This window comes from Dehalococcoidia bacterium, from assembly GCA_030648205.1.
In the GTDB taxonomy this organism is placed as follows: domain Bacteria; phylum Chloroflexota; class Dehalococcoidia; order JAUSIH01; family JAUSIH01; genus JAUSIH01.
The window spans coordinates 12298-34766 of sequence record JAUSIH010000084.1 but is presented as its reverse complement, the minus strand read 5'-3'; the positions used below and the strand labels follow the sequence as shown (position 1 = coordinate 34766).

Sequence of the window (22469 nt, the reverse complement as noted above, 5' to 3'; positions counted from 1 at the left end):
GCCGTGGTATAATGCTGCTCGTTTGCCTGCGAATCTCTTCTTCCGAGTGAGGCGCGGGATGGCGAAAGTCCTGGTCACCGGCGGCGCCGGCTTCATCGGCTCCCATATAGTGGACGGCTTCGTGGCCGCCGGCCACGACGTGGCCGTGGTGGACGACCTGTCCGCGGGCAAGCGGGAGCAGGTCAACCCGCGCGCGCGCCTCTACCAGGTGGACATCCGCGACTCCACGGCCCTGGCGCAGGTCTTCGACCAGGAGCGCCCGGAGTATGTGGACCATCACGCCGCGCAAGCCAGCGTGGCCATGTCCGTGAAAGACCCGTGCCGCGACGCGGCGGTGAACATCCTCGGCTCCATCCACGTGTTCGAGCAGGCGCGCCGCACGGGCGTCCGCAAAGTAGTGTACGCCTCCACGGGCGGCGCGCTCTACGGGGAGCCGCGCTACATGCCCTGCGACGAGGAGCACCCGGTGCATCCCTTGAGCCCCTACGGCACGTCCAAGTTCGCGGCGGAGAAGTACCTGGGTCTCTTCGGGCAGCTCTACGGCCTCCGCTTCACCGTCCTCCGCTACGCCAACGTGTACGGGCCGCGCCAGGACCCCTTCGGGGAGGCCGGCGTGGTGGCCATCTTCACCGAAAAGATGCTGCGGGGCGTCCAGCCCGTCATATTCGGGACGGGCGAGCAGGAGCGGGACTTTGTGTACGTCTCGGACATCGTGCGGGCGAACCTGCTGGCGCTGGAGCGCGGCGACGGCGAGGCGTTCAACATCGGAACGGAGGCGGGCGTGTCGGTGAACCGCATCTTCGTACAGCTTCAGGCGGCGACGGGCTACGGCGGCGCGCCCGCCTATGACGCCCCGCGCGCGGGCGACGTGTTCCGCATCTACCTGAAGGCGGGCAAGGCCCGCGCCGGGCTGGGCTGGTCGCCACGGGTGGGCTTGGACGAGGGCATCCGGAACACGGTTGAGCACTTTCGCACCCCGCACGGCGGGGCGCCCAGGGTGCGGAAGCCGTAACGCGGATGCCAGGCGCACGCGCGGCGGGAGCGGAACTCTTGCCTGGAAAGATGGAGTCTGGTATAGTTGCGCATGCTTGCGCCGGAGTGTTTCCGCGCGCGGGCGTCGCTCGTAGAACATCCCGCCTGTTGTAGGAGGGTTGCATCATGGCCGAACGCGCTCTGGAAGGGTTGAAAGTGCTGGAATGGGGGCACTTCGTAGCGGCTCCCTATTGTGGCAAGCTCCTCGGCGATATGGGAGCGGACGTGCTCAAAGTCGAGCCGCCGGACACCGGCGATAACGCCCGCCAGCGCGAACCCTACCCCGACAACATCCCCAACCAGGAGACCAGCGGCTTCTTCCTGTACTTCAACACGAGCAAGAGGGGGATCACGCTCGACGTCCGCACAGCCACCGGCAAGCAGATATTCCTGCGTCTCATCAAGCAGGTGGACGTCCTGGTGGAGGACCACGCGCCCGGCGAGTTGAAAGCCCTGGGCCTCACGTATGATGTGCTCAAGAAGGCCAACCCGCGGCTCATCATGACGTCCCTCAGCCCCTTCGGCCAGAAGGGCCCGTATGCTGACTTCAAGGCCTACGCTCTCAACACCATCATGGCCGGCGGCGAGGGCTATCTGCTCCCCGGTGGCGTCACGGACCGGCCTCCGGTACGGCCCGGCCTGTTCATCAGCGACTACGACGCGGGGCTGTTCGGCGCCATCGCCACGCTGGGCGCGTACTACGGCCTCCAGATGGGCGGCCCCGGCCAGCACATTGACATGCCCCGCGTCATGGCCACCATGGCGCTGACGCGGACCGCTCTGGGCAAGTACACACACAGCAGCCACATCATAGACAGCCGCGACGGCCGTGGGCCGCGCATCGGCAGCAACATGAAGATGAAGGACGGCTACCTGGTCGTGCGCGTGTCCACGCAGGCGTGGTGGGAGCTGTTCACGGAGAAGGTGATGGGAGGCCCCGCCTGGACCAAGGAGCCGAAGTTCCACGAGAACGCCGAGCGGCTGAAGCGTCCGATGGAAGTCAATGAGAAGCTCTTGCAGTGGAGCGTCAACCAGCCCAAGAAGGACATTGAGCGGAAGACACAGGCGGTGGGCATCCCCGCGGGCGTCATCGCCACGGTGAAAGACCTGGCGGAGGACGACCACCTGGCGGCCCGCAAGTTCTTCACGGAACTCGACCACCCACGGGCCGGAAAGCAGAAATACCCGGGCGTCCCGTACATCCACTCGGAGACGCCCTGGGCGATGCGGTCGCCCGCGCCCCTGCTGGGGCAGCACAACGAGGACGTCTATGTCCGCGAGCTTGGCTACACCAAGGAGCAGCTTGTGAAGCTCCGCGAGGCCGGCGTTATCTAGCTTGCCAAGGAGGCCTTTGCATATGGCACCAGGACCCCTTTCCGGCGTCAGAGTCCTTGACCTGACATGGTTTCTTGCGGGGCCCTTCGTCACCCACCTGATGAGCGTCATGGGCGCCGAGGTCATCAAGGTGGAGAGCATGAAGCGGGTGGACAACATTCGCCTGTACACCCCCGACATGCAGGGCGTGGCCATCACCGACCCCTCGTCCGTCCCGCCTGAAGGCCTGTGCCAGACCCCCGCCTGGCAGGAAGTCAACTTTGACAAGAAGGGCTGCACGCTGAACTTGGCCCATCCCAAGGCGAAAGACATCATCCTGAATCTCGTTCGCGCGTGCGACGCGATGATAGACAACTTCAGCGCTGGAGTCCTGGACCGCCGGGGCATTGGCTACAGCGTGGTGCGGCAGGTGCGACCGGACATTATCGTGCTGTCCGCGTCCAGCTCCGGGCAGTTCGGCCCGCAGAAGCACTATGCCGGCCTCGCGACTATCTTCAGCGCGCAGAGTGGGCTCTCCCACATGACAGGCTACCCGGACCTGCTGCCCACGGACGTCCGCGACGGCATGGACCTGCGCGTGGGAACCGGTACGTGCTTCGCCCTCATGTCCGCGCTGGTCTATCGGCAGCGAACAGGCAAGGGCCAGTTCATAGACGTCTCGGCCCGTGATGTCCCCTCCGTCCTCATCGGCGACGCTATCATGGACTACTTCATGACAGGCCGCGTGCGCGACCGCGAGGGGAATAAGGACGACATCATGGCCCCGCACAACTGCTATCCATGCCAGGGGAAGGACAAGTGGGTCAGCATCGTCGTCAACTCCGACGAGGAGTGGAAGGCACTCTGCCAGGCCGTCGGGCACGCGGAGTGGGCGGACGACCCGCGGTTCAATGACCAGTACCGTCGCTGGAAGAACCAGGAGGAGTTGGACAAGCTGCTGGGCGCGTGGACGAAGGGGTACACCCACTACGAGGTGATGGAGAAGCTCCAGCGCGTGGGCGTAGCCGCCATGCCGGCCCTGAGCTCGGAGGAGATCTTCAACGACCCGCACTTCAACGCGTGGGGCTCTTTTACAAACGTCAGTCACCCGGTCATCGGTTCGCGCAAGGTCATAGGTGCGCCGTGGAAGTTCTCCGAGAGCGACATGAAGATGCGCACGCACGGCCCGATGATAGGAGAGCATAACGAGTACGTCTTCGGCGAGGTGCTGGGCCTCAGCGCGCGGGAAGTGCGCGGCCTTGTCGAGGAGGAAGTGATCGTCTAGGGCCTCGAAGCTACCCGGCCCGCTTCGCAGCGTTTGCGGCCCCCTTCGCGGGGCCGCACCTGTTTAATGCCGCCTGTGCGGGTGCAGCGACGGCGTCGCTACACCCCTATGCTCTTGTCGGCGATGATGGCGACGAACAGCAGCGCCAGGTAGAGCAGCGAGTACTTGTACAGTCCGGCGACGCGCGGCCTCTGGCTGTCTTTCAGGAGGCGCACCGCCATCCAGATGAAGAGCCCGCCGAAGACGAGGGCGCTCGCCAGGTACACTGTGCCGAGGGCCTGGGTGCTGTAAAGGAGCAAGGTGACAGCCACCAGGACAATCGTGTACAGGAGGATGGACCAAACCGTCTCGCGTTCTGAGCGGACGACGGGCAGCATGGGGATGCCCGCGCGGGCATAGTCGTCGCGCAGCAGCATGGCCAGCGCCCAGAAGTGCGGGGGTGTCCAGAAGAAGACGATGGCGAAGAGGTAGAAGCCGGGCAGGCCCAGCGAGTTCGTGATCGCCGCCCAGCCGATGAGCGGGGGCATGGCGCCCGCCGCTCCTCCGATGACGATGTTTTGAGGCGTAGTGCGCTTGAGCCAGCTTGTATAGACCAGGACGTAGAAGCCGGACGCGGCCAGGGCCAGGACGGCGCTGAGCGGGTTGGCGCCCACCGCCAGGACAAGGAAGCCCACGACGTTCAGGGCGATCCCGAACATGAACGCTCGCTCCGGCGATATGCGATGGGATGGAATGGGGCGCGCGCGCGTCCGGTACATCAAACCGTCAATGTCACGGTCAATGTAATGGTTAAGGGCATTGGCGCCGCCCGCGGTCAGGGCGCCGCCCACGAGCACGGCCACGACCACGCCGAGAGGCGGTGCGCCGCCGGCTGCCAGGAACATGCCGCCCAGGGCGGTGAACAGCAGCAGGCCGATGATCCAGGGCTTGACGAGCTTGACGTAACCCATCAACGGCGGCTGCAGGGCGGGCGCGCCTTCCGGACGGCTCTGGCGCTCGTACCACGCAAGGGTCGCCAGCGCTACGATGCCCGGCAAGACCGTATTGGTATGCCTGGCCTCAGCCTCGGCGGGTATGCCCTCCGCATGGCTCAGGCGCCCGTACCACGCCAGACCCGCCAGCGCCACAATGCCCGTCCAGACGGCCGTGGCCAGAGTGAGGTGGAGGGCCTGGGTGAATGGCGTGAATTCGGAGAAAACCAGCCATGCGCCGGCCAGCGTTTGCAGGAGGAACAGGACGCCCGTGGCCACGGCCAGCGGGCCGCCGCCGGGCAAGGCCCGCCGCTGGCGCCATGCCGCCACGCAGGCGACAATCGCAAGGACGCCGCCCACCAGCACGACGAGCCGGTGGGCCATGTGGATGGCGGGTAGCCCGCTCTCAGGGAGAAGCTCCGGCCCGCAGAAGGGCCACCCGTCGCAGGCGAAGGTGGCGCCCGTGCCGCGGACGTAGGCTCCCGCGAAGATGATGGCGAAGATGGAAAGCACCGCCGCGCCTGTCATCCACAGCAGTCCGGGGCTGGGGCGCCGCGCTCCAATGGACGCGAATATCTCATGGCGGCGGGCCAGGATGTACAGGACAGTCAGGACGCCCAGAAGCGCCTCCGCCGTGGCCAGGTGGGCGGTGACGATGGTCGGCGGAAGCTCCATGAGGACGGTCACGCCCCCCAGCACCACCTGCGCCACCAGAAGGGCGAACGCGATGCTCGCCGCCAGCGCTACTGGGCGGTCATTGCGCCGCGCTGTCCATGCCACGATGGCCGTCGCGAGCACCAGCAGGCTCACCAGGGACGCCGCCAGACGGTGGGAGTATTCAATGAGCGTGGGCAGGTTCAGAGGCGGGATGACGCTGCCGTGGCAGAGCGGCCAGTCCGGACATCCGAGGCCGGAGCCTGTGACCCGGACCACGCCGCCAAGGACAACCAGGACAAACGTGGCGATGATGCTCACCAGCACAAGCGTGGGGTAGGCGCCGGAGGGGCTTCTCGCCTTTGGCGCCGGGCTAGCTGCTTGCATGCAGGGCCTCGTATGTCATCGCGAGCAGAGCCGCGAGCATAAGGGCGGGGATGATGGCCCACAGGAACTCGAGTTTCGTGCTACCACGCACGCGTATTGCTTGCTGGCCAGCTTGTCCCCTCCCGCGCAGTGTGACCACAATAATCACACCCTGGGCGACAAGGAGCACGGGAAGGGCTATCCAGAAGACCAGCCGGGATATGTCGAAGGGTAGGGCCAAGGTATTCACCGCCTGAAGCTCACTCGTCTGGGTCACGGTTCCAAACGCATCTATTATAGTGGCCCGCCTGGTGGGAGTCCATCGGCTGAGAGCGTTGGCTCAGGGTCGCGGCGCGGGCTCCACCTGGAGAAGTCCCACCACGCCGTGGCAGTGGGAGCTGGTGCCGATGACCGCGCGGAGGGGCGAGCCGGACTGCGCCGCCGTCAGGATGCGGCCTCGCGCGGCGACGATGTCTCGCGCGGGAATAGCGCCGACGCCGTAAGCAAAGTGTCGGCAGAGGAACACCTCCGTCAGGTGGGCGCCCAGGGCCGCGGGCGCGGCCCGGCGGATGCGCTCCGCCAGGTCCCAATCGCGCGGCTTCTTGATGGCGGGACATATGGCAGGTTCGATGCAGGTGGCGGGGCATCGCCAGCCCGCCTCGCTGAGGAAGCGGTTGCCGGATTGGTCGGTGTGCTCGTAGGGCAGGCCCATGCGCAGTTCGCAGGGCTGGCGCGCTACCGCGGCGCGCGGAAGGGCGCGTCGGACGCTGGCGGCGAGCCAGTCGAACAACAGGTGCGGCGCAAAGGGCGCCGGGACGATCTGGGCGTCCGTGTCCGGCGGCAGGTGGTCCAGGTAGTCGCACAGGAAGGTGAGCCAGTCCGCCTGGACGATGTGCACCAGGGGGTCGCCGGCGAACTCCACGCTGGCGCGGCAGTCCGCGTGCCGGTCCACCACCAGAATGCGGTCGGCGCGTATCTTGCCGTACAGATGGGCCTTGCGGAGCTGCCGCGTGTGCAGGCACCCGTAGCACCCGCCGCCGATGACGGCTAAATTCATACAACACCTGTCGGGCGTATATATCTACGATTGCTGTCGTTCCTGAGAAACGCCCGACGAGCTAACTATTGTACCAGATTGGACAGAGGTATCACACGAGCCGATGCCGCCGCACGAGGCTTGACAAAGGCGTCCATTTGTGTGACGTATAGCGTTGAAGGAGCGGGGCAATAATGTATACTCTCCGCGGCGCTCTATGTGGTCGATAGGCGGAAAGCGTTTATTGCCCGTGTATAGTGACATCACGTTGCGTAACCAAACAGGGATGGCTTCCTTGGCGGGGGCATCCGAGAAAATGGACTCGATGCTAACAGCATCCCTGCGGTATTGGAGCGCGCTATGGGCACCCGAAAGGAGGGGTCAGACGAGGGGTACGGGAATCACGGACGACGCCTGAACCGGAAGCTCCTCATCAGCTTGAAAAAGGCGGCCCTTCACTCGGGCTTGAGTCACTCTCACCTGCGCTTGCTAGCGAGGACGGGACGGATACCGGCGGTCAGGATGGGGCGGGACTGGTTCACCCGGTTGGATGAGGTGGTTCGGTATATCGCGTCCCGGCGGAAGTAGGCGGACCAGAGGGCTGCGTTGAACGGGTGCTGTGTTGCGTCGTAACATAATCTCTAAAGATTCCATGCAAGCGCCCGCTCCGAGAAGGGACAGAAATCTCTGTACATAATCGTCGTGGATTATCTGATTGCTCGAATGCCTCAGCCCATCGCGGGCCCGCGAGCACTCTTCCTCACCCGGCGTCCCGGAGTCGGCGTACAGGCTATTCATGGAGCAGGGCTTCTACATCCTTGTACCTGCCTGGTTGTGGTCGCTCATGGTGAGCATATCGAAGGGCAAGCTGCCATTTCCCGACTGACAACCCAAAACTTGTCGGGGAGATGGCGGAGCGTGTATACTGAAAAAGTTCGCGTTCCGGCATACCTGTCGGACGGTTCGTCAATTCATCTGAAGCAAGGAGGCTGCAAGTCATGGGTGGCGATTATGATGTCGTAATTCTTGGCGGTGGTGTCTCCGGTCTCAGCGCCGGTCTGTACACTGTGCGCGCCAAGCTGAAGACCATCCTTCTGGAGAAGGAGGTCATCGGCGGGCAGATCATCAACACGGATATCATTGAGAACTATCCAGGCTTCCCGGACGGCATCCGTGGGGTTGACCTGGTGATGGCCTGCGAGGGTCAGGCCAGCAAGTTCGGGCTGGAGGTCACCTACGACGAGGCGGTCAAGCTCGACGTCAAGACGTGGCCCTTCACCCTGCGGACCGCTCAGGATGATACCTACCGCGCCAAGGCCGTCATCGTGGCGACGGGCGGCGCCCACAAGAAGCTGGGCGTGCCCGGCGAGGAGGAGTTCGAGGCCAAGGGCGTCTCCTACTGCGCCACCTGCGACGGCAACTTCTTCACCGGTCAGGACGTGGCCGTTATCGGCGGCGGCGACTCCGCTCTGGACGAAGGCTTGTACCTGACCCAGATGTGCAACTCGGTCACCGTCATCCACCGCCGGGACCAGCTCCGCGCCAGCAAAATCCTGCAGGAGCGGGCCCATGAAAACCCCAAGGTGAAGTTCATCTGGAACTCGGCTGTGGAGGAGATCAAGGGCGACGGCCAGGTCAACAAGCTGCTGGTCAAGAACCTGAAGACCAACCAGAAGGCCGAGATGCCCATGGGCGGCATCTTCATCTACATTGGGTTCTATCCGCAGACGCAGTTCCTCCAGGGCGTGGTGCCGCTGGACGCGTCCGGCCATGTAAAGGTGGACCTGAACATGCACACGGAGGTGCCGGGCGTGTTCGCCGCGGGCGACTGCCGGTGGCACTCCGTGCGCCAGCTTGCCTCCTCTGTTGGGGATGGCGTGACCGCCGCTATCCGGGCGTTTGAGTTCGTGATGGAGAAGACGCACGCCGCGAAGGCCGGAGCGCACTAAAGCCCTCCGTTCGGATGCAAGAGAAAGCCCCCTGGCGTCGCCAGGGGGCTTCTCTTTTTCCGGAAACTCGTGCGCCTATGAATCGTTCGTGGGCGGCGCCGCCCACGGCTGCTCCGCGTCCTCCACGGGCATGCCCTCGCTGGCCGCGATGGCGGCGATGACCATGTCCAGGTCAATGTCCCCCGTCTCCCGCGCGTAGGCCTCCACCTGACGCCAGAGGTCATGGACGGACGCTGGCGACAACGCGGGCGTTTCGCTTTCGGCGAAGTCTTGCATGGCTGGGCCTACATATCCAGGATGCGCTGGGCCTCTTTCCGCAGCTTGTCGCGGAAGTCCGGGTGCGCAATGGCGATGAGCGCGTCCGCACGCTCGTGGGTGGTCTTGCCCTTGAGGTGTGCCATGCCGTACTCGGTGACAACGATGTCCGCCAGAAAGCGCGGGACGGTCACCACCGTGCCCGGCGGCAGCAGGGGCACAATGCGCGAAATCGTGCCGCCGGACGCCGTGGCGGGCAGCACCTCGACGTACCTGCCGCCGCGTGACATGTTGGCCCCCCAGGCGAAGGCCGGCTGGCCGCCGGAGCCGCTGAACATTCGCGGGCCGATGGCCTCGGCGGTGATCTGGCCGGTCAGGTCCACCATGAGGCCGTTGTTGACGGAGAGCATGTTGTCGTTCAGACAGATGATTTTGGGGTTCACCACGTAGGCGGCGGTGTACACCTCAAACTGAGGGTTCATGTTGATGTAGGCCATGTCCTCGCGGGAGCCTCCCACGGCGGTAGCCACGGCTTTGCCCGCGTTAATCTGCTTGCGTTTGCCGTTGATGACGCCCTCCCGCACCAGCTTGACCATTCCCCGCGCCGTCATCTCCGTGTGCATCCCCAGGTCCGCCCGGTTGTTGAACACGCCTGACGACGGCAGGGACTCGCTGAGGGAGCCCGCGCCCACCTGCACGCAGTCGCCGTCCTTCACCAGCGTGGCGACCAGGTCGGCGATGGGCTTGGACTCCGCCGGCGGCGCGGGCGGCTTGATGCCCCAGCCCGCCGTCCGCTCGTACTCCACGAAGTAGTCTATCTCCGACACGTGGACGAAGTTGTCGCCGTAGGTGCGGATGAGGTTGTGATTGACCTCCGCGATCACGGTCTTGGCGGCCCGTATCTGCTCCTTCTTGTTCCACACGCTGGCGCCAAAGGAGCAGAAGCCGTGCTCGTCCGGCGGGGAGACCTCCGCGAGCAGCACGTCCATCTGACGCAGGTCTTTGCGCTCCTCGAAGGGGATGATCTGGCCGGGCACGTAGTCGCCGCGGCGTTCGTCAATCCATTCCCGGACGACGCCCTTGGGGAAGACGTACCCGACCTTGATTTCGAAGGCCTGCTCCCAGATGGGGTCGCGGTCGTACCAGCCGAAGTCCAGGCCCGGCGTCTGAATATGGATGCGGACGCCCTTAAGCTCCGTGGCTCGGCCCGCCAGGGCGTAGCCCAGCGACTGGGACTCCCTGCCCGTGGTGAACGAGACGAAGTCTCCGTTCTTGACGGCCTTGAGGGCTTCGTCCGCGGGCACCAGCTTGCGCTTGTACTCTTCTCGCCAGTCCATGTGCGACACCTGCCTTTGCGTCAACTTAACGGATGAAGCTGTTCGGAGTGATTCCGCTACGGCCAGAAGAGCTTGCGCGCCTGTCGGGTCAGCTCCTCGCGGACATCGGGGTGCGCCAGCGCGATAAGCTCCGTGGCGCGCTCCCGCTGTGACTTGCCGATGAGGCTGGCGACGCCGTACTCGGTGATGACGAGGTCCGCGGCGGTGCGGGTCACCGTGACCTCAGCCAGCGGGTCGAGATTGACCACGATGCTGGATGCGCCGTTGCGCATGGCGGGCATGACGAACACGGAGCGGCCTCCCCGCGCCAGCAGCGCGCCCACGGCGAAGTTGGCCGCGCCCCAGGCCGGGCCGTTCCGCGTGCCGCCGTGGGAAGCGAAGATCTGGCCGGTCAGGTCAATGGCCGTCGCCTCGTTGATGGCGAGCATGTGGTCGTGCTTCGCGATGACCGCGGGGTCGGCGACGTAGCCGAGGCTTCGAAGCTCAACGATGGGGTTGTTGGCGGCCCACGCCAGGTCGGCCTCCGTCCCGACGACCTCCGCGGCAACGATCCTGTGCCGATGAAGGGTCTTGCGTTCTCCCGTCACGACGCGCTGCTGGGCCAGCCGCAGCAGGCTTCCCGCCAGCGACTCCGTGTGGACGCCCAGGTCGGCCTTCCCCTCAAACGCGCCGGCGAGCGGCAGGGCCGCGCACGTGGGGCCGGCGCCAAGCTGGATGGTATCGCCGTCCTCTACAAGCTCCCGCAGGAACCCCGCGATCTTGCGCGCGTACTCCGGCACGGCCTCGGAACAGGCGTACGCCGAGGGCAGGGGGCGCGCGGCGTCGGCCTCTACGAAGTGGTGGACATCCGACACGCGCAGAAAGCTGTCGCCGTAGGTGCGGGCCAGGCGCGGGTCCACCTCCGCCAGCACGAGCCTGGCTTTCGCGGCGCGGTCCGTCTTGTCCCAGACGGAGTGGCCCAGGAAGCACAGGCCGTGCTCGTCCGGGGGCGCCACACGGGTCACGAAGACATCGTTGCCGCCGGGGGGCGGCCCCCAGACCTGAAGGGAGCGGGCATAGGCGTCCCGGAACTTGGGACGGTGCGCTGCGCCCTTCTGCGCCAGCAGCGGCGAGTCCCACAGGGCGCGCACGGCGAACCCGCCTTCCGCCGCGCCGTCGTACCACCCGAAGTCAATTATGGGGCAGGGCACGACCACCTGGACGTTGCGGAGCTGCCCGCGACGCGCGGCCAGGGCGTGGCCCAGGCGCTCCGGCTCCGGCCCGTCCTGGAACACAACGCGGTCTCCGGGAACGATCTGGCGGACCGCTTCGTCCGCGCTCACCAGCTTGCGCTTGTAGTCTTCTTGCCATTCCATAAAGGCGAGGCCTCCATGTCTCCGGCGTCAAGCGCCCGGGGGGTTGCCATTTGGTGTACGTGGCTATTGCTCCAGAGAGACTATCCGTGCCTGCGCCCTGCCGTCCACCAATTCCAGGATGCCGACGTGGCCCGGCCTGGCGAGGCCGTAGGGAAGCGTGGGGCTGCCGGGATTGACGACCAGCACGCCTTTGTGGAAGTCCACCACGGGCACGTGGCTGTCGCCGTACACAAGGATGTCCACCGGCCCGCCGAACTCGGCCTGCATGGCCCGCTCCAGCGGCCTCCACGACGGCTCCGGGTAGTCCAGCCCGTGGACGAGGCCGATGCGCCTGCCCTGAAGGGTCAGGACGTGCGCCTCCTTGACGCGAGGGTCGCCGCGCAGCGCCCTGTCGCCGTTGCCGCGGGCGCAGTACACGGGCGCGATGCGCTCCAGCGCGTCCAGCACGTTCGAAAGATAGACATCGCCCGCGTGGAGGATAAGGTCTGAGCCGTCCAGGGCGCGGAACACTGCCGGGGGCAGCTCCTCGTCCGGACGGGAGAGATGGGTGTCAGCGATGAGGCCGATCCGCACGCTCGCTCGCCTCCCTGGGTGAAAGGCCTCGCATAGTATATGCCAGATATGCGAAGGTGGCAAGAGGCGAGGGGACTTGACAACACTCTCTTACTTTAGGATAATGACTTATGAAGAGTTAGGACTTGATATTGCGTAAGACGGCATGGAACGTTCGACGCGGAGGTCCGGAATGTAAGCACGGTCCAGTTTCGGTCACAAGGTTCCAGGCAGGAGCCGCGGGGACGTCCTGGCGGCTATCACATCACAAAGAAAGAAGGAGATTCCTCACATGGCACAGACTGCTCAGCCACAGCCTAAAACAGCGTGGGTCGTTGACCCGGTGCACTCCAACGTTGAGTTCGCCGTCAGGCACATGGTCATCGCCACGGTCAAGGGACGGTTCGCCAAGTTCCAGATAAAGGCCGGTTTTGACGAAACCCGGCCGGAGAACACCAGCGTCGAGGGAACGATTGACGCGGCCAGCGTTGACACCGGAGAGGCCAAGCGGGATGAGCACCTGCGCTCGCCCGACTTTTTCGACGCGGCGAATTTCCCGCAAATCAGCTTCAAGAGCCGCCGTGTGGAGCGGCGGGGCGGGGACGAGTATCGCATGGTCGGCGACCTCACCATCCGTGACACGACCCGCGAGGCGCCGTTCGACGTCACGTTCGCGGGCATAGTCAAGGACCCGTGGGGCAATCAGCGCGCCGGCTTCACCGCCACGACGACGCTTAACCGCAAGGACTTCGGCCTGAAGTGGAATATGCCTCTGGAGGCCGGCGGCCTGCTGGTGAGCGACACCGTCAAGGTCAGCGTAGAGGTCGAGCTCGTCAAGCAGAAGTAGCGGCATCGCCCCAGTCGCCTGCGGCTGGATGTGGTGTGCCATGCGGAGAGGTGGTCTGATGACTATCGGGCCGCCTCTCCGCGCTCAATCGGCAACTGCCCGTCCGCGTTGTTTGGATCTGGAGCAAGGGACTAACGTTGTGTTAGCATAGACACAGGAGCTTACTGGGGAGAGTGGGAGTAAGCCAATGGACCTTCAGCACATGTGTCCCAAGTACCAGAAGGTTGTTGATATCCTGGGGAAGCGGTGGACAGCGCTCATGTTGCGCGCCCTGATCTCAGGCCCGCGCAGATTCACCGAGATCAAGAACTATGTGCCCGGCCTGAGCGACCGCCTTCTGTCGGAGCGTCTGCAGGAGCTCGAGGAGGCGGGCATCGTCGAGCGGCGCGTTCTTCCGCGGCGTCCGGTGCTGGTGGAGTACTCGTTGACGGCGAAGGGCGCCGACCTGCGGCAGGTGGTGGAGGCCCTCCAGATCTGGGCTGACCGGTGGGTCTCGCCCGCGGATGTGCAGGTCGCTGACACCGGGACTCACGATGAGCGTCAGACCTCCTCGAACGTGGGGGCTGTGTAGGCGGCAGCGACCACGCCAGTCTCGCCCTCAGCTCACGGACGGGAGCTGAGGCCCCGTGTTGCCGTTTCAGCGACCTTTCCCTCGTGCCAATGCTTCGGTCAGCCCCTGCTACAGCACGCTCTGTCTCCAAGCTACCTTCCAGTTGCCGCGCGTGTTGCCGGGGGTGCGTGCCCTGTGCTACAGTGGGAACCCGGAAGCTGGAGGCGGACCATCATGGCTCTCTATCGCTACTCGCGCTGGGACGGCACCCAGAAGGTCTTCGAGCCACGCCCCGACGAAGTCCTTGACGAGATCTCGAGCGAGTTGACGGCCCACGGGGACGTGCAGCGCGCCCTGCGCCGCCTGTTCCAGAAGGGCATGCGCAATCCGGCGGGCCAGCGCGTTGAAGGTCTCCAGGACATCGCTAAACGCCTGCGGCGGCGGCGGCGGGACATCCTCCAGCGCCACAACCTCGATACGCTCATGGACGACCTGCGCCAAAAGGTAGACCAGATAGTCAGGACGGAGCGCCAGGGCATCCAGCGTCGCCTGGACGCGGCGCAGCTCCCCTCCGGAACGTCCAACCAGCCCGCTCCGGCCAAGGAGCAGCAGCCTGCCCAGGGCCAGCCAGGACAGCAGGGCGCGGGGCAATCGCCGGATGACAAACTGCGGCGCATGCTGGAGGCCATGGCCCAGAAGAAGCTCCAGGCCCTGGACACCCTGCCCAAAGACATGGCCGGCGCCATCAAGGAACTCCAGGACTACGACTTCATGGACCCGGAGGCCCGGAGGCAGTTCCAGGAGCTTATGGACATGCTCCGGCGCCGGATGATGGACAACGTTTTCAAAGACCTCTCCCAGCGCCTGCGCGATACGTCGCCGGAGCAGACGGCGCAGATGCGCGAGATGATGCGCCAGCTCAACCAGATGCTGCGGGATCGCCTGAGCGGCGGCAAGCCGGAATTCCAGCAGTTCATGAACAAGTACGGTCAGTTCTTCGGGCCGGAGCCGCCCCAGGACTTGGACGAACTGGTGGAATGGCTGCAACGCCAGATAGCCCAGGCCCAGTCGCTTCTCAAGAGCATGTCGCCGGAGCAGCGGCAGGAATTGCAGAACATGCTGGAAGGCATGATGGACGAGGACACACGCGCGGAGATGGCGCGGATGGCGTCCATGCTGGACAGGCTCTACCCTCTGGATGAGCTGGCGCAGCAGTACCCGTTCAGCGGGGAGGAGTCCGTCACGATGGACCAGGCCATGCAGCTCATGGGCCAGCTCCAGCAGATGGACGACCTGGATCGGCAAATGGGGGCCGCCATGCGCTCCGGCAATCTGGATGAAGTGGACCCGCGGAAGCTGGAGGAGCAACTCGGCGAGGATGACCGTCGGGTCCTCGACCAGCTCAAGCAAATCGCGAAGGAACTGGAGGAGGCGGGCTACCTCCAGCGCAAGGGCGACAAGCTGGAGCTGACGCCGAAAGGCATGCGCCGCATCGGGGACAAGGCGCTGCGGGACATCTTCGTCCAGCTCAAGCAGGCGCGCGCTGGCCGTCACAGCCTCCTCAAGCTGGGCGCTTATGGCGACAAGGACGAGGCCACCAAGAAGTACGAGTTCGGCGACCGCTTCGATGTCCATCTCCAGCGCACGCTGATGAACGCCCTGCGCCGCGGGCGGCCAGGCGTGCCCGTGGCGCTGAAGTCGGACGACTTCGAGGTGCACCGCGCGGAGAGCCTCACGCGCTGCGCCACCGTCCTGCTGCTTGACCAGAGCCGGTCCATGGGCTATACGGGGAGCTTTCAGGCCGCCAAACGGGTGGCACTGGCCCTGTATAGCCTGATTGAGACGGCCTTTCCCACGGACAGCCTGTACATTCTGGGCTTTTCCGAGTACGCCCAGGAAATCAAGAAGGGAGAGCTGCCGGAGACGACGTGGAACGCCTGGATGCCGGGCACCAATATCCACCATGCCCTTATCCTCTCCCGCCAGCTCCTGGCCCGGCACAAGGGACAGACCCGGCAGGTCATCCTCATCACGGACGGCGAGCCGACGGCGCACCTGGAGAACGGAGAGGCCTTCTTCAGCTATCCTCCCAGCGATGAGACCATCCGGGAGACCCTTCTGGAGGTGAAGCGCTGCACTCAGGAAGGGATTGTCATCAACACCTTCATGCTGGAGAGCAGCTATTACCTGATGGACTTCATCAATCAGGTCTCCCGCATCAACAAGGGACGCGCCTTTTACACCACGCCCGACAAACTGGGGCAGTACATCCTGGTGGACTACCTCTCTCACAGGCGCAAACGCATTGGCTGATGTTCCGCCCGAGAGCATGGTCAGACGCGTGGGATGCGGAGAAAGGCGTGGCCGTCCCGACATGCGCGTACGAATGTCCTTCAGCGCGGAGACGCCATCTGTGAGGACATCTGATATCCCCGCAAGGTGCGCCTCCGCATCCAGAGGCTGCATTAGGAGGACACATGGCGCAAACCCTGGCCACGACATGCCAGGCCACAGCGGACGAGAAGACACTCATCGGCACTCTCAGCGAGACTATTGCTCAGGGTGGCAGCTTCGTGCTGCGTAAGAGGCTCGCGTCGGCCCACGGCGGGACCCAGGGCGCTGCCCTGGCGGGGGAACTGGAACGCAGGGAGCGCCCGCTGGGCAAGCGGTAACCGTGACACAACCCGTACCCACAGCCCGTGCGCCCAACCCCGCCGTCGAGGCTGAGGCGCTCTACAGGTACCGCTGGGTCATTCTGGGTCTGTCCATTTTTGTCCAGACGGCGGTAGCGTCGGCCAGTCAGGGCGTCCCACCTCTCGCGTCCTTCTATCAGGTGGACCTGCGCCTGTCCCGCGCCCAGGTGGGGATCATGACGGCCGCCGTATCCATGGGCCAGATCCCGAGCCTGCTGGTGTCCGGGTGGCTCACGGATATTGTGGGCATCCGTTTGATGATGGCCGCGGGCCCCGCGGTGACGGGGTTGGCGGCCATTGGCCTGATGTTCTCCACATCGTTCGAGCAGGCGGTCGTTCTGCTCCTGATGGCGGGGATTGGCTCAGGGATAGGCAATCCCGGAGTGACCAAGGCCGTGTTCTACTGGTTCCCGCTGCGCATGCGCGCAACGGTCATGGGCATCAAGCAGACGGGCGTGCCGCTGGGGGGAGCGGTCTTCGCCGCGGCGCTGCCGGCGGTGGCCCTGGCAGCAGGGTGGCGCGCCGCTGTTCTTACCCTGGGGCTCTTTGACCTGTTCATGGGCGTGATGTCCTTTGTGCTGTACCGGGAGCCGCCGGGCTCGCCATCCAGAGGCGGCGCGATGCCACGGCAGGCAGGCGCCCTCCGGCGGGTCCTGGCCAATCGCAACATCTGGCTGACGGGGTTGCTCGCGGCCGTTCTGGTGGGCATCCAGTTCTGCCTCATTACCTATTTGATGCTTTATCTGCGCGATGTCCTGAGGGTCCCGATTGTCGTCGCGGGCGTTATGCTGTCGGTGGTCCAGATCACGGGGCTTTCCGCGCGCATCTTCTGGGGTTTTGTCAGCGACCGGTTCTTGAAGGGGCGCCGCAAGCCCGTCATGCTGCTTTCGGCGGCCGGCACCGCCGTGACGCTGCTTCTGTTCGGCTTGATTCAGCCCGGTATCCCTCTCGTCCTGGTCGTGGCGTTGAGCATCGCCCTTGGGTTTACCTGCCTGGGCTGGCACGGCATCTTCATGGTGTTGGTATCCGAACTGGCCGGCATGCGGATGGCGGCAACGGCCGTCGGGTTGGGCATGACCATTTCCGCCGTCGGGAACCTGCTCTTGCCGCCTCTGTTCGGCGTGATAGCCGACGCTCTCGATTATCACTGGGCGTGGTTCTCACTCGCGGGCCTGTCAGCGGTCGGGTTTGTCGTCTTCCTGTTCATGCGGGAACCCGTGCTGAAGGAGTAGCGGATGGCGAGCTTGAAGGAGACCGTCCGCTCCGCCGTCGCTCCGAGCAGCGTCCCAGGCTGGGCGATTCTGGGGGTGACGGTGCTGGCCCAGGCGGCGCTGTCCGTGCCCAATCAGGGCATCCCTCCGTTGGTCCCCTTCCTGAAAGAGGACCTGGGCCTCAGCCGTGCTCAGGTGGGCGTTGTCATTACAGCCGTCATGCTCGGCCAGTTTACCCTGTCCCTGCTGTCCGGATGGCTCATGGATGCAGTGGGAGTGCGTAAGACCCTGGCGCTGGGGTGCCTGGTGTCCGGTCTGGGCATGATGCCCATGGCCCTGGGAGGCGGGTACGGCCATGTTCTGGTGTTTGCTCTCGTGGCGAGCACCGGCGCCGGCCTGGGCAACCCCGCGACCAGCAAGGCCATCGTGGACTGGTTTCCGCTGCGTGTGCGCGCGACGGCGATGGGCGTCAAGCAGACTGGCGTACCTCTGGGGGGCGCCGTCTTCGCGGCCACGTTGCCCGCGGTGGCGCTGGCCGCGGGCTGGCGGACTGCCGCGCTGGTGCTGGGAGGAAGCGCCCTGGTGGCTACGGTCGTGTTCTACGCGGTGTACCGCGACGCGGAGCGGCCGACTCGGTCCGCGTCGGACTGGCGTTCCAGCCTGAGGGCCATCCGATTGGTGGCGTCCAACCGCAACATCGTCATCACGGCGACGCTGGCGAGCGTTCTTGTGGGCGTCCAGTTCTGCCTGCTCACGTATATCATCTTGTATCTGCGGGACACGTTCGACGTGCCCGTCGTAGTGGGCGGCGTCCTGCTGGCCGTGATGCAGATGTCCGCGCTGGTGGCTCGGATAGGGTTGGGCCTGCTCAGCGACCGCGTCCTGCACGGTCGTCGGAAGGTGGTGCTGGCGGGGGCCGGCGGGGGCACCGCCATCTTCCTTGTGGCTTTGGGCTTGTTGCCGGTGGGCGCGCCGTTCGTCGCGGTGCTGGTACTTACAGTTCTCGTGGGCGTCGCGGGCATCGGCTGGCATCCCGTGTACCACACGAGCGTGGCCGAGTCGGCGGAGCCAGGATTGATAGCTCCCGCGCTGGGATTCGCGAGCATGTTTTCGGCGATGGGCGCCCTGGTGGGGCCGCCCGCGTTCGGCCTCATCGCCGATGGCTTTGGCTATCGTCCGGCCTGGTTCGCTCTGGCGGGCGCGGCCGCTCTGGCGACCCTCGTTTTCCTGCTGCTGATGCGTGAAGTAAGACAGGGGGTTGAACGCCCATGACCCTTGCCGGCAAGACGCGGGTAGCCGTGGCGCAAGGCCGCGCCGCCTATCGCTACGTCATTCTGGGAGTTGCGTTCCTTGCCCAGATGGCGCTGTCCTCTGTCAGCCAGGCGCTTCTGGCGATGGCGGCGTTATACCAGGCGGACCTCGGCCTCTCCCGTACCAGCGTGGGAATGATAGCCTCGGCGGGCGCGCTCGGGCACGTGGTCATCCTGTTCTTTGCCGGCGCCCTGGCGGACACGCTGGGCATTCGGCGCATGATTGTCATCGGCCTGCTGGTGGCCATGGGTGGACTGCTGCTGTTCGCCCTCGCTCCGAGCTTCCCGGTGATGCTGCTGGGTATCTTCATCGCGGGCTTTGGCTCCAGCCTGGCAAGCCCAGCGGTCACCAAGACGGTGGTCTCCTGGTTCCCGCCAAGGACGCGCGCGACAGCCATGGGCATCAAGCAGACGGGCGTGCCTCTGAGCGGTGTTCTGGGCGCGCTGCTGCTGCTTCCGCTGGGCGTGGCCAGCGGGTGGCGGGTGTCAGTCGTTGTGATTGTGGCGGCGGTGGCGGCTATCGGGGTATGCGTCTTCGCTCTCTACCGCGACCCCCCAGCGGTCGAGGCGGCAGGCCGACGGACTGGTGGGTGGGGCGTGCTGCGGGAGACGCTGGCCCTGCGCGACGTCTGGCTGGTGGGCTTCCTGGCCCTATCCCTGGCGGCGGCCCAATTCATCATCATCACGTATCTGGTCATCTACTTGAAAGAGGTGTTGCTGGTGCCGGTGGTGGTCGCGGGCGGCTACCTGGCGCTGGCGAACACCGCCGGGCTGGGGACGCGCGTCGTCTCCGGCCTGATCAGCGATCGCTTGCTGGGTGCGCGGCGGAAGCCTTTGCTGGTGGCGTTCGGCGTGCTGACGACGGTGCTCCTGGCCGCGACGGCGATGGTCGGGCCGGGGACATCGCTCACACTGGTGGCGGTGCTGGTGGCGGCTCTGGGCGTGGCGGCCATCGGTTCCCATGCCCTCTTTCTGACGCTCATGGCGGAGCTGGGGGGCACGCGCGGCGCGGCCACGTCTGTGGGGCTGGGGCTGACCCTGGTGCAATTGGGCGCGTTCGCCAGTCCGCCCATCTTCGGCCAGGTCGTGGACAGGACGGGTTCTTACCCGCTGGCGTGGGGCATCTTCGCCGTCCTGGCTGCCGCGGGCGCCATAGCCGCTATGCTGGTCCGCGAGCCTCGCCGGAGCGCGTAGGGCCGCCCGCCCGTCCGGCGCCGCACCGGCGATGAGCGCCCGTTTCCTGTCGCCTTGTCCCGTTCGGACAATAGCTCTTGCAAGGTGGAGACGGGGCGCGCGCGGGCCAACGCTCTATTGGCGGCGCGTTGGACAGCGGGGGTTCCGAGAGTGTATCCTGAGCATGTCGGGCTGAGAGGGCAAGGAGGAAGATATGCCACACATCGGTCTCCCCGAGTTGTTGATTATCCTGGCGGTCATATTGCTGCTCTTTGGCGCAACCAGGCTGCCGCAGCTTGCTCGCGCCATGGGCAGGAGCGTTCACGAGTTCAAGCAGGCGTCGTCCGGGCAGGGCGAGTCACGCGATCCGAAATCCACTGCCGCCGCCGAGTCTTCCCCGGAGAAGCCCCGCAGCTCGTCCTCCTAGTCCGGGTCACGCCCCGTCCCGTCCTTTTGACCGGAGAACGGGGCGGGCGGCTGCCGTGAGGTGTCCATGGGACAGCTTGCCCAGGAACAGTGCGTCGCGTGTCGCGTCGGCTCTCCGCCGGTGAGCGAACAGGAGATGCCGGAGCTGCGGATGCAGGCGCCGGACTGGGCGCTCATCGTGGAGGACGGCATCCGGAAGCTGCAGCGCACCTACCGCTTCACCAGCTTCGCTGATGCGATGGCCTTTACGGACGCGGTGGGCGCGCTGGCCGAGTCAGAGGGCCATCACCCGCGTCTGACCACGGAGTGGGGACGCGTCATCGTGACGTGGTGGACCCACAAAATCCGCAACCTGCACCGCAACGACTTCATCATGGCCGCCAAGACCGACCGCCTGTACACGCCCCCGCCGGAGCGCAAGGCGTAGGCCTTTCGCCGCGCAGCCGCTGATGCTGGGCGTTGGCCGGCATGGCGAGTGTCTTGGCCAAGAGTGGGGGAGCAGATTATGGGGATTGACGCGTTGCAGACGGTTTTCATGTTGTTCTACGCCATTTTCTGGGGAGCTGTCGCCAATGTTCAACCGCGGTGGAAAGCGTTTCAATGGCCCTTATTCTTCAAACTTCCGCAAGCCCGATGTCGGGCGATGGCCGGACTGTTTGTTCTTAACGTCCTCCCGCTGGTCTTCTTCGCTTATGGGATGTGGGCACTCCATGGACGCGGGCCAACAGAGAGCGCTCCATTAGCCGGTAGCCTTCATTATGTAATTCGCGGCGTAGTGCCTGCGTTTGCTGTGTTCGGCTTGTATCGCGTCTGGCTTGCAGTCGTCGAGCTTCGTCCATACTGGTTTTACGCTTCAGACCCGAACTCGTTAGATGAGAAATTTCGCTACATAGAGCCAACCTATCGCCTTAAGGGAGAGCTACGAAATACCCCCACTGTCGATCTTGGCGTCGATGTCGGAGGGATGAACCTCGGTTTTGGATTACTGTACGTTGTAATAGGGGCACTAGCTCCGTGGTTCCCTCTTCCATAACCGATCGGAGCCAGCCGACTACCCCTCAACCCCAACGCCCGCAAGAGCGGTGCGCGGGCTAGCGCGGACGGTCTCTTGCATTTAGGTTGACCTTGGGCCAGGTCCCGGTTCGGAAATGATGAACGACCAACCAAGACGCAAGGGAACCGCCACCTCTGGCCCGACTTTCGGTCGTCTTTCCCCTAGCTGCCGCCCAGCTTCTTGACGTAGTCCGCCAGCCCGTCGCGCATGGAGAAGCCGGACTTGAAGCCCAGCTCCTTCTGGATGCGGTCGGTGTTGAGGTAGGCCAGATGGCGGATGCCCTGGCTGGCGTACGTGAGCTTAGCCTTGGGGCATAGCTCCTTGACGCGCTCCACGGCGTCCTTGACGGGTCGCGACTCCCCGCCGAAGTTGAAAATCCGGTGCGGGGGCTTCTGCGCCTTGTACGCCGCGTAGAACGCCGCCGCGGCGTCCCTGGCGTAGCCCCACGTCATGATATGGTCGGCGGGGGGAGCGGCGAACTCCTCCCCGGCGTAGGGTTTCTCCACGAGTTGCGCGTAGATGTCCGGATTGATGCCGCGCCGCTGGCCCCGGCCCAGCCCATACACCGAGCACAGCCGCAAGCCGATGTGGTCGAACCCGTTGCGCTCCGCGTACACCTCGGCCACATGCTCGTTAAAGAGCTTGCACGACCCGTAGATACTGTTGGGCGTGAACTTGTCGTCCTCGCTCATGAACTTCGGGCTGGCGCTGGTCTGGGAGTGGCCATAGACGGCGGCGGAACTGGGCCACATCACGCGCCGCACGCCGGCGATGCGCGCGCACTCGAACACGCGGTTCGTGCCGTCGCAGTTGACACGGATGGCCTGGGCCGGATACGCCTCCGATTCGGCGGTGAAGTAGCCGAGGTGGAAGACGTCGCTCACGTTGTGCTGCTTCAGGGCGGCCATAAGCTCGGTCGGCTCCGAGAAGTCGCCGCGCACAACGGTGGCGCGGTCACCCAGGTCGCGCACCGCCGCGGCGTTGGGAAACATGTCGAACAGGACCAGCTTCTCCTTCTCACGCTCCACGAGAAGGTGCGCGAGGTGTGAGCCGATGAACCCCGTGCCGCCTGTAATCAAGATTCCCATACCATGTCTCC

General features: G+C 65.2%; 22 protein-coding genes. 14 read left to right on the top strand and 8 right to left on the bottom strand.

Annotated features, from left to right (window positions below):
• Positions 1–58: 58 nt before the first annotated feature.
• The 3 genes from Q7T26_09820 (at position 59) to Q7T26_09810 (ending at position 3631) form a co-directional block, all read left to right on the top strand.
• The gene (locus Q7T26_09820) at positions 59–1012 is read left to right on the top strand and encodes an NAD-dependent epimerase/dehydratase family protein (protein MDO8532437.1); all 954 of its coding nucleotides are present in this window, start codon (positions 59–61) and stop codon (positions 1010–1012) included.
• A 146-nt stretch (positions 1013–1158) separates the two neighbouring features.
• Positions 1159–2367, top strand: coding sequence for a CoA transferase (locus tag Q7T26_09815; protein ID MDO8532436.1), 1209 nt, complete (start codon positions 1159–1161; stop codon positions 2365–2367).
• A gap of 22 nt (positions 2368–2389) precedes the next feature.
• Positions 2390–3631, top strand: coding sequence for a CoA transferase (locus tag Q7T26_09810; GenBank protein ID MDO8532435.1), 1242 nt, complete (start codon positions 2390–2392; stop codon positions 3629–3631).
• 98 nt (positions 3632–3729) lie between these two features.
• Here the strand turns inward: Q7T26_09810 and Q7T26_09805 are convergent, their stop codons facing one another.
• The 3 genes from Q7T26_09805 to Q7T26_09795 form a co-directional block, all read right to left on the bottom strand.
• Positions 3730–5643, bottom strand: coding sequence for a heme o synthase (locus Q7T26_09805; GenBank protein ID MDO8532434.1), 1914 nt, complete (start codon positions 5641–5643; stop codon positions 3730–3732).
• Complete coding sequence (locus tag Q7T26_09800; protein MDO8532433.1) at positions 5630–5899, bottom strand: hypothetical protein; 270 nt, start codon at positions 5897–5899, stop codon at positions 5630–5632. Before Q7T26_09800 ends, Q7T26_09805 begins: the two co-directional genes overlap by 14 nt.
• A 63-nt stretch (positions 5900–5962) precedes the next feature.
• Positions 5963–6679: a hypothetical protein gene (locus tag Q7T26_09795; protein ID MDO8532432.1), complete on the bottom strand. Its 717-nt coding sequence runs from the start codon at positions 6677–6679 to the stop codon at positions 5963–5965.
• A 977-nt stretch (positions 6680–7656) separates the two neighbouring features.
• On the opposite strand from Q7T26_09795, the gene trxB reads away from it, so the two are divergent.
• A complete protein-coding gene (trxB, locus tag Q7T26_09790; protein ID MDO8532431.1) occupies positions 7657–8607 on the top strand; it encodes a thioredoxin-disulfide reductase in 951 nt (316 codons plus the stop codon).
• Between the two features lie 75 nt (positions 8608–8682).
• On the opposite strand, the gene Q7T26_09785 is transcribed toward trxB, so the two are convergent.
• From Q7T26_09785 to Q7T26_09770, 4 genes are all read right to left on the bottom strand, one after another.
• On the bottom strand, positions 8683–8883 hold the full coding sequence (locus tag Q7T26_09785) for a hypothetical protein (protein MDO8532430.1): 201 nt from the start codon (positions 8881–8883) through the stop codon (positions 8683–8685).
• Between the two features lie 8 nt (positions 8884–8891).
• Complete coding sequence (locus Q7T26_09780; GenBank protein ID MDO8532429.1) at positions 8892–10199, bottom strand: acetyl-CoA hydrolase/transferase C-terminal domain-containing protein; 1308 nt, start codon at positions 10197–10199, stop codon at positions 8892–8894.
• A 56-nt stretch (positions 10200–10255) separates the two neighbouring features.
• Positions 10256–11554, bottom strand: a complete 1299-nt coding sequence (locus tag Q7T26_09775) for an acetyl-CoA hydrolase/transferase C-terminal domain-containing protein (protein MDO8532428.1) — start codon at positions 11552–11554, stop codon at positions 10256–10258.
• A gap of 63 nt (positions 11555–11617) precedes the next feature.
• Complete coding sequence (locus tag Q7T26_09770) at positions 11618–12127, bottom strand: metallophosphoesterase family protein (GenBank protein MDO8532427.1); 510 nt, start codon at positions 12125–12127, stop codon at positions 11618–11620.
• Between the two features lie 271 nt (positions 12128–12398).
• On the opposite strand from Q7T26_09770, the gene Q7T26_09765 reads away from it, so the two are divergent.
• The 10 genes from Q7T26_09765 (at position 12399) to Q7T26_09720 (ending at position 21349) form a co-directional block, all read left to right on the top strand.
• Entirely contained in the window at positions 12399–12953 is a 555-nt protein-coding gene (locus Q7T26_09765) for a YceI family protein (GenBank protein ID MDO8532426.1), read from the top strand.
• 187 nt (positions 12954–13140) lie between these two features.
• The gene (locus Q7T26_09760) at positions 13141–13524 is read left to right on the top strand and encodes a helix-turn-helix domain-containing protein (GenBank protein ID MDO8532425.1); all 384 of its coding nucleotides are present in this window, start codon (positions 13141–13143) and stop codon (positions 13522–13524) included.
• A 213-nt stretch (positions 13525–13737) separates the two neighbouring features.
• Positions 13738–15816, top strand: coding sequence for a VWA domain-containing protein (locus tag Q7T26_09755; GenBank protein MDO8532424.1), 2079 nt, complete (start codon positions 13738–13740; stop codon positions 15814–15816).
• Between the two features lie 164 nt (positions 15817–15980).
• On the top strand, positions 15981–16175 hold the full coding sequence (locus tag Q7T26_09750) for a hypothetical protein (GenBank protein ID MDO8532423.1): 195 nt from the start codon (positions 15981–15983) through the stop codon (positions 16173–16175).
• Between the two features lie 2 nt (positions 16176–16177).
• Positions 16178–17428, top strand: a complete 1251-nt coding sequence (locus Q7T26_09745; protein ID MDO8532422.1) for an MFS transporter — start codon at positions 16178–16180, stop codon at positions 17426–17428.
• Between the two features lie 3 nt (positions 17429–17431).
• Complete coding sequence (locus Q7T26_09740) at positions 17432–18679, top strand: MFS transporter (protein ID MDO8532421.1); 1248 nt, start codon at positions 17432–17434, stop codon at positions 18677–18679.
• Complete coding sequence (locus Q7T26_09735; protein MDO8532420.1) at positions 18676–19911, top strand: MFS transporter; 1236 nt, start codon at positions 18676–18678, stop codon at positions 19909–19911. The genes Q7T26_09740 and Q7T26_09735 overlap by 4 nt, the downstream gene beginning before the upstream one ends.
• Positions 19912–20104: 193 nt before the next feature.
• Positions 20105–20317: a twin-arginine translocase TatA/TatE family subunit gene (tatA, locus tag Q7T26_09730; GenBank protein ID MDO8532419.1), complete on the top strand. Its 213-nt coding sequence runs from the start codon at positions 20105–20107 to the stop codon at positions 20315–20317.
• A gap of 66 nt (positions 20318–20383) precedes the next feature.
• On the top strand, positions 20384–20743 hold the full coding sequence (locus Q7T26_09725) for a 4a-hydroxytetrahydrobiopterin dehydratase (GenBank protein ID MDO8532418.1): 360 nt from the start codon (positions 20384–20386) through the stop codon (positions 20741–20743).
• 78 nt (positions 20744–20821) lie between these two features.
• A complete protein-coding gene (locus Q7T26_09720; protein MDO8532417.1) occupies positions 20822–21349 on the top strand; it encodes a hypothetical protein in 528 nt (175 codons plus the stop codon).
• Positions 21350–21531: 182 nt separating this feature from the next.
• On the opposite strand, the gene Q7T26_09715 is transcribed toward Q7T26_09720, so the two are convergent.
• On the bottom strand, positions 21532–22458 hold the full coding sequence (locus Q7T26_09715; GenBank protein ID MDO8532416.1) for an NAD(P)-dependent oxidoreductase: 927 nt from the start codon (positions 22456–22458) through the stop codon (positions 21532–21534).
• Positions 22459–22469 lie beyond the last annotated feature (11 nt).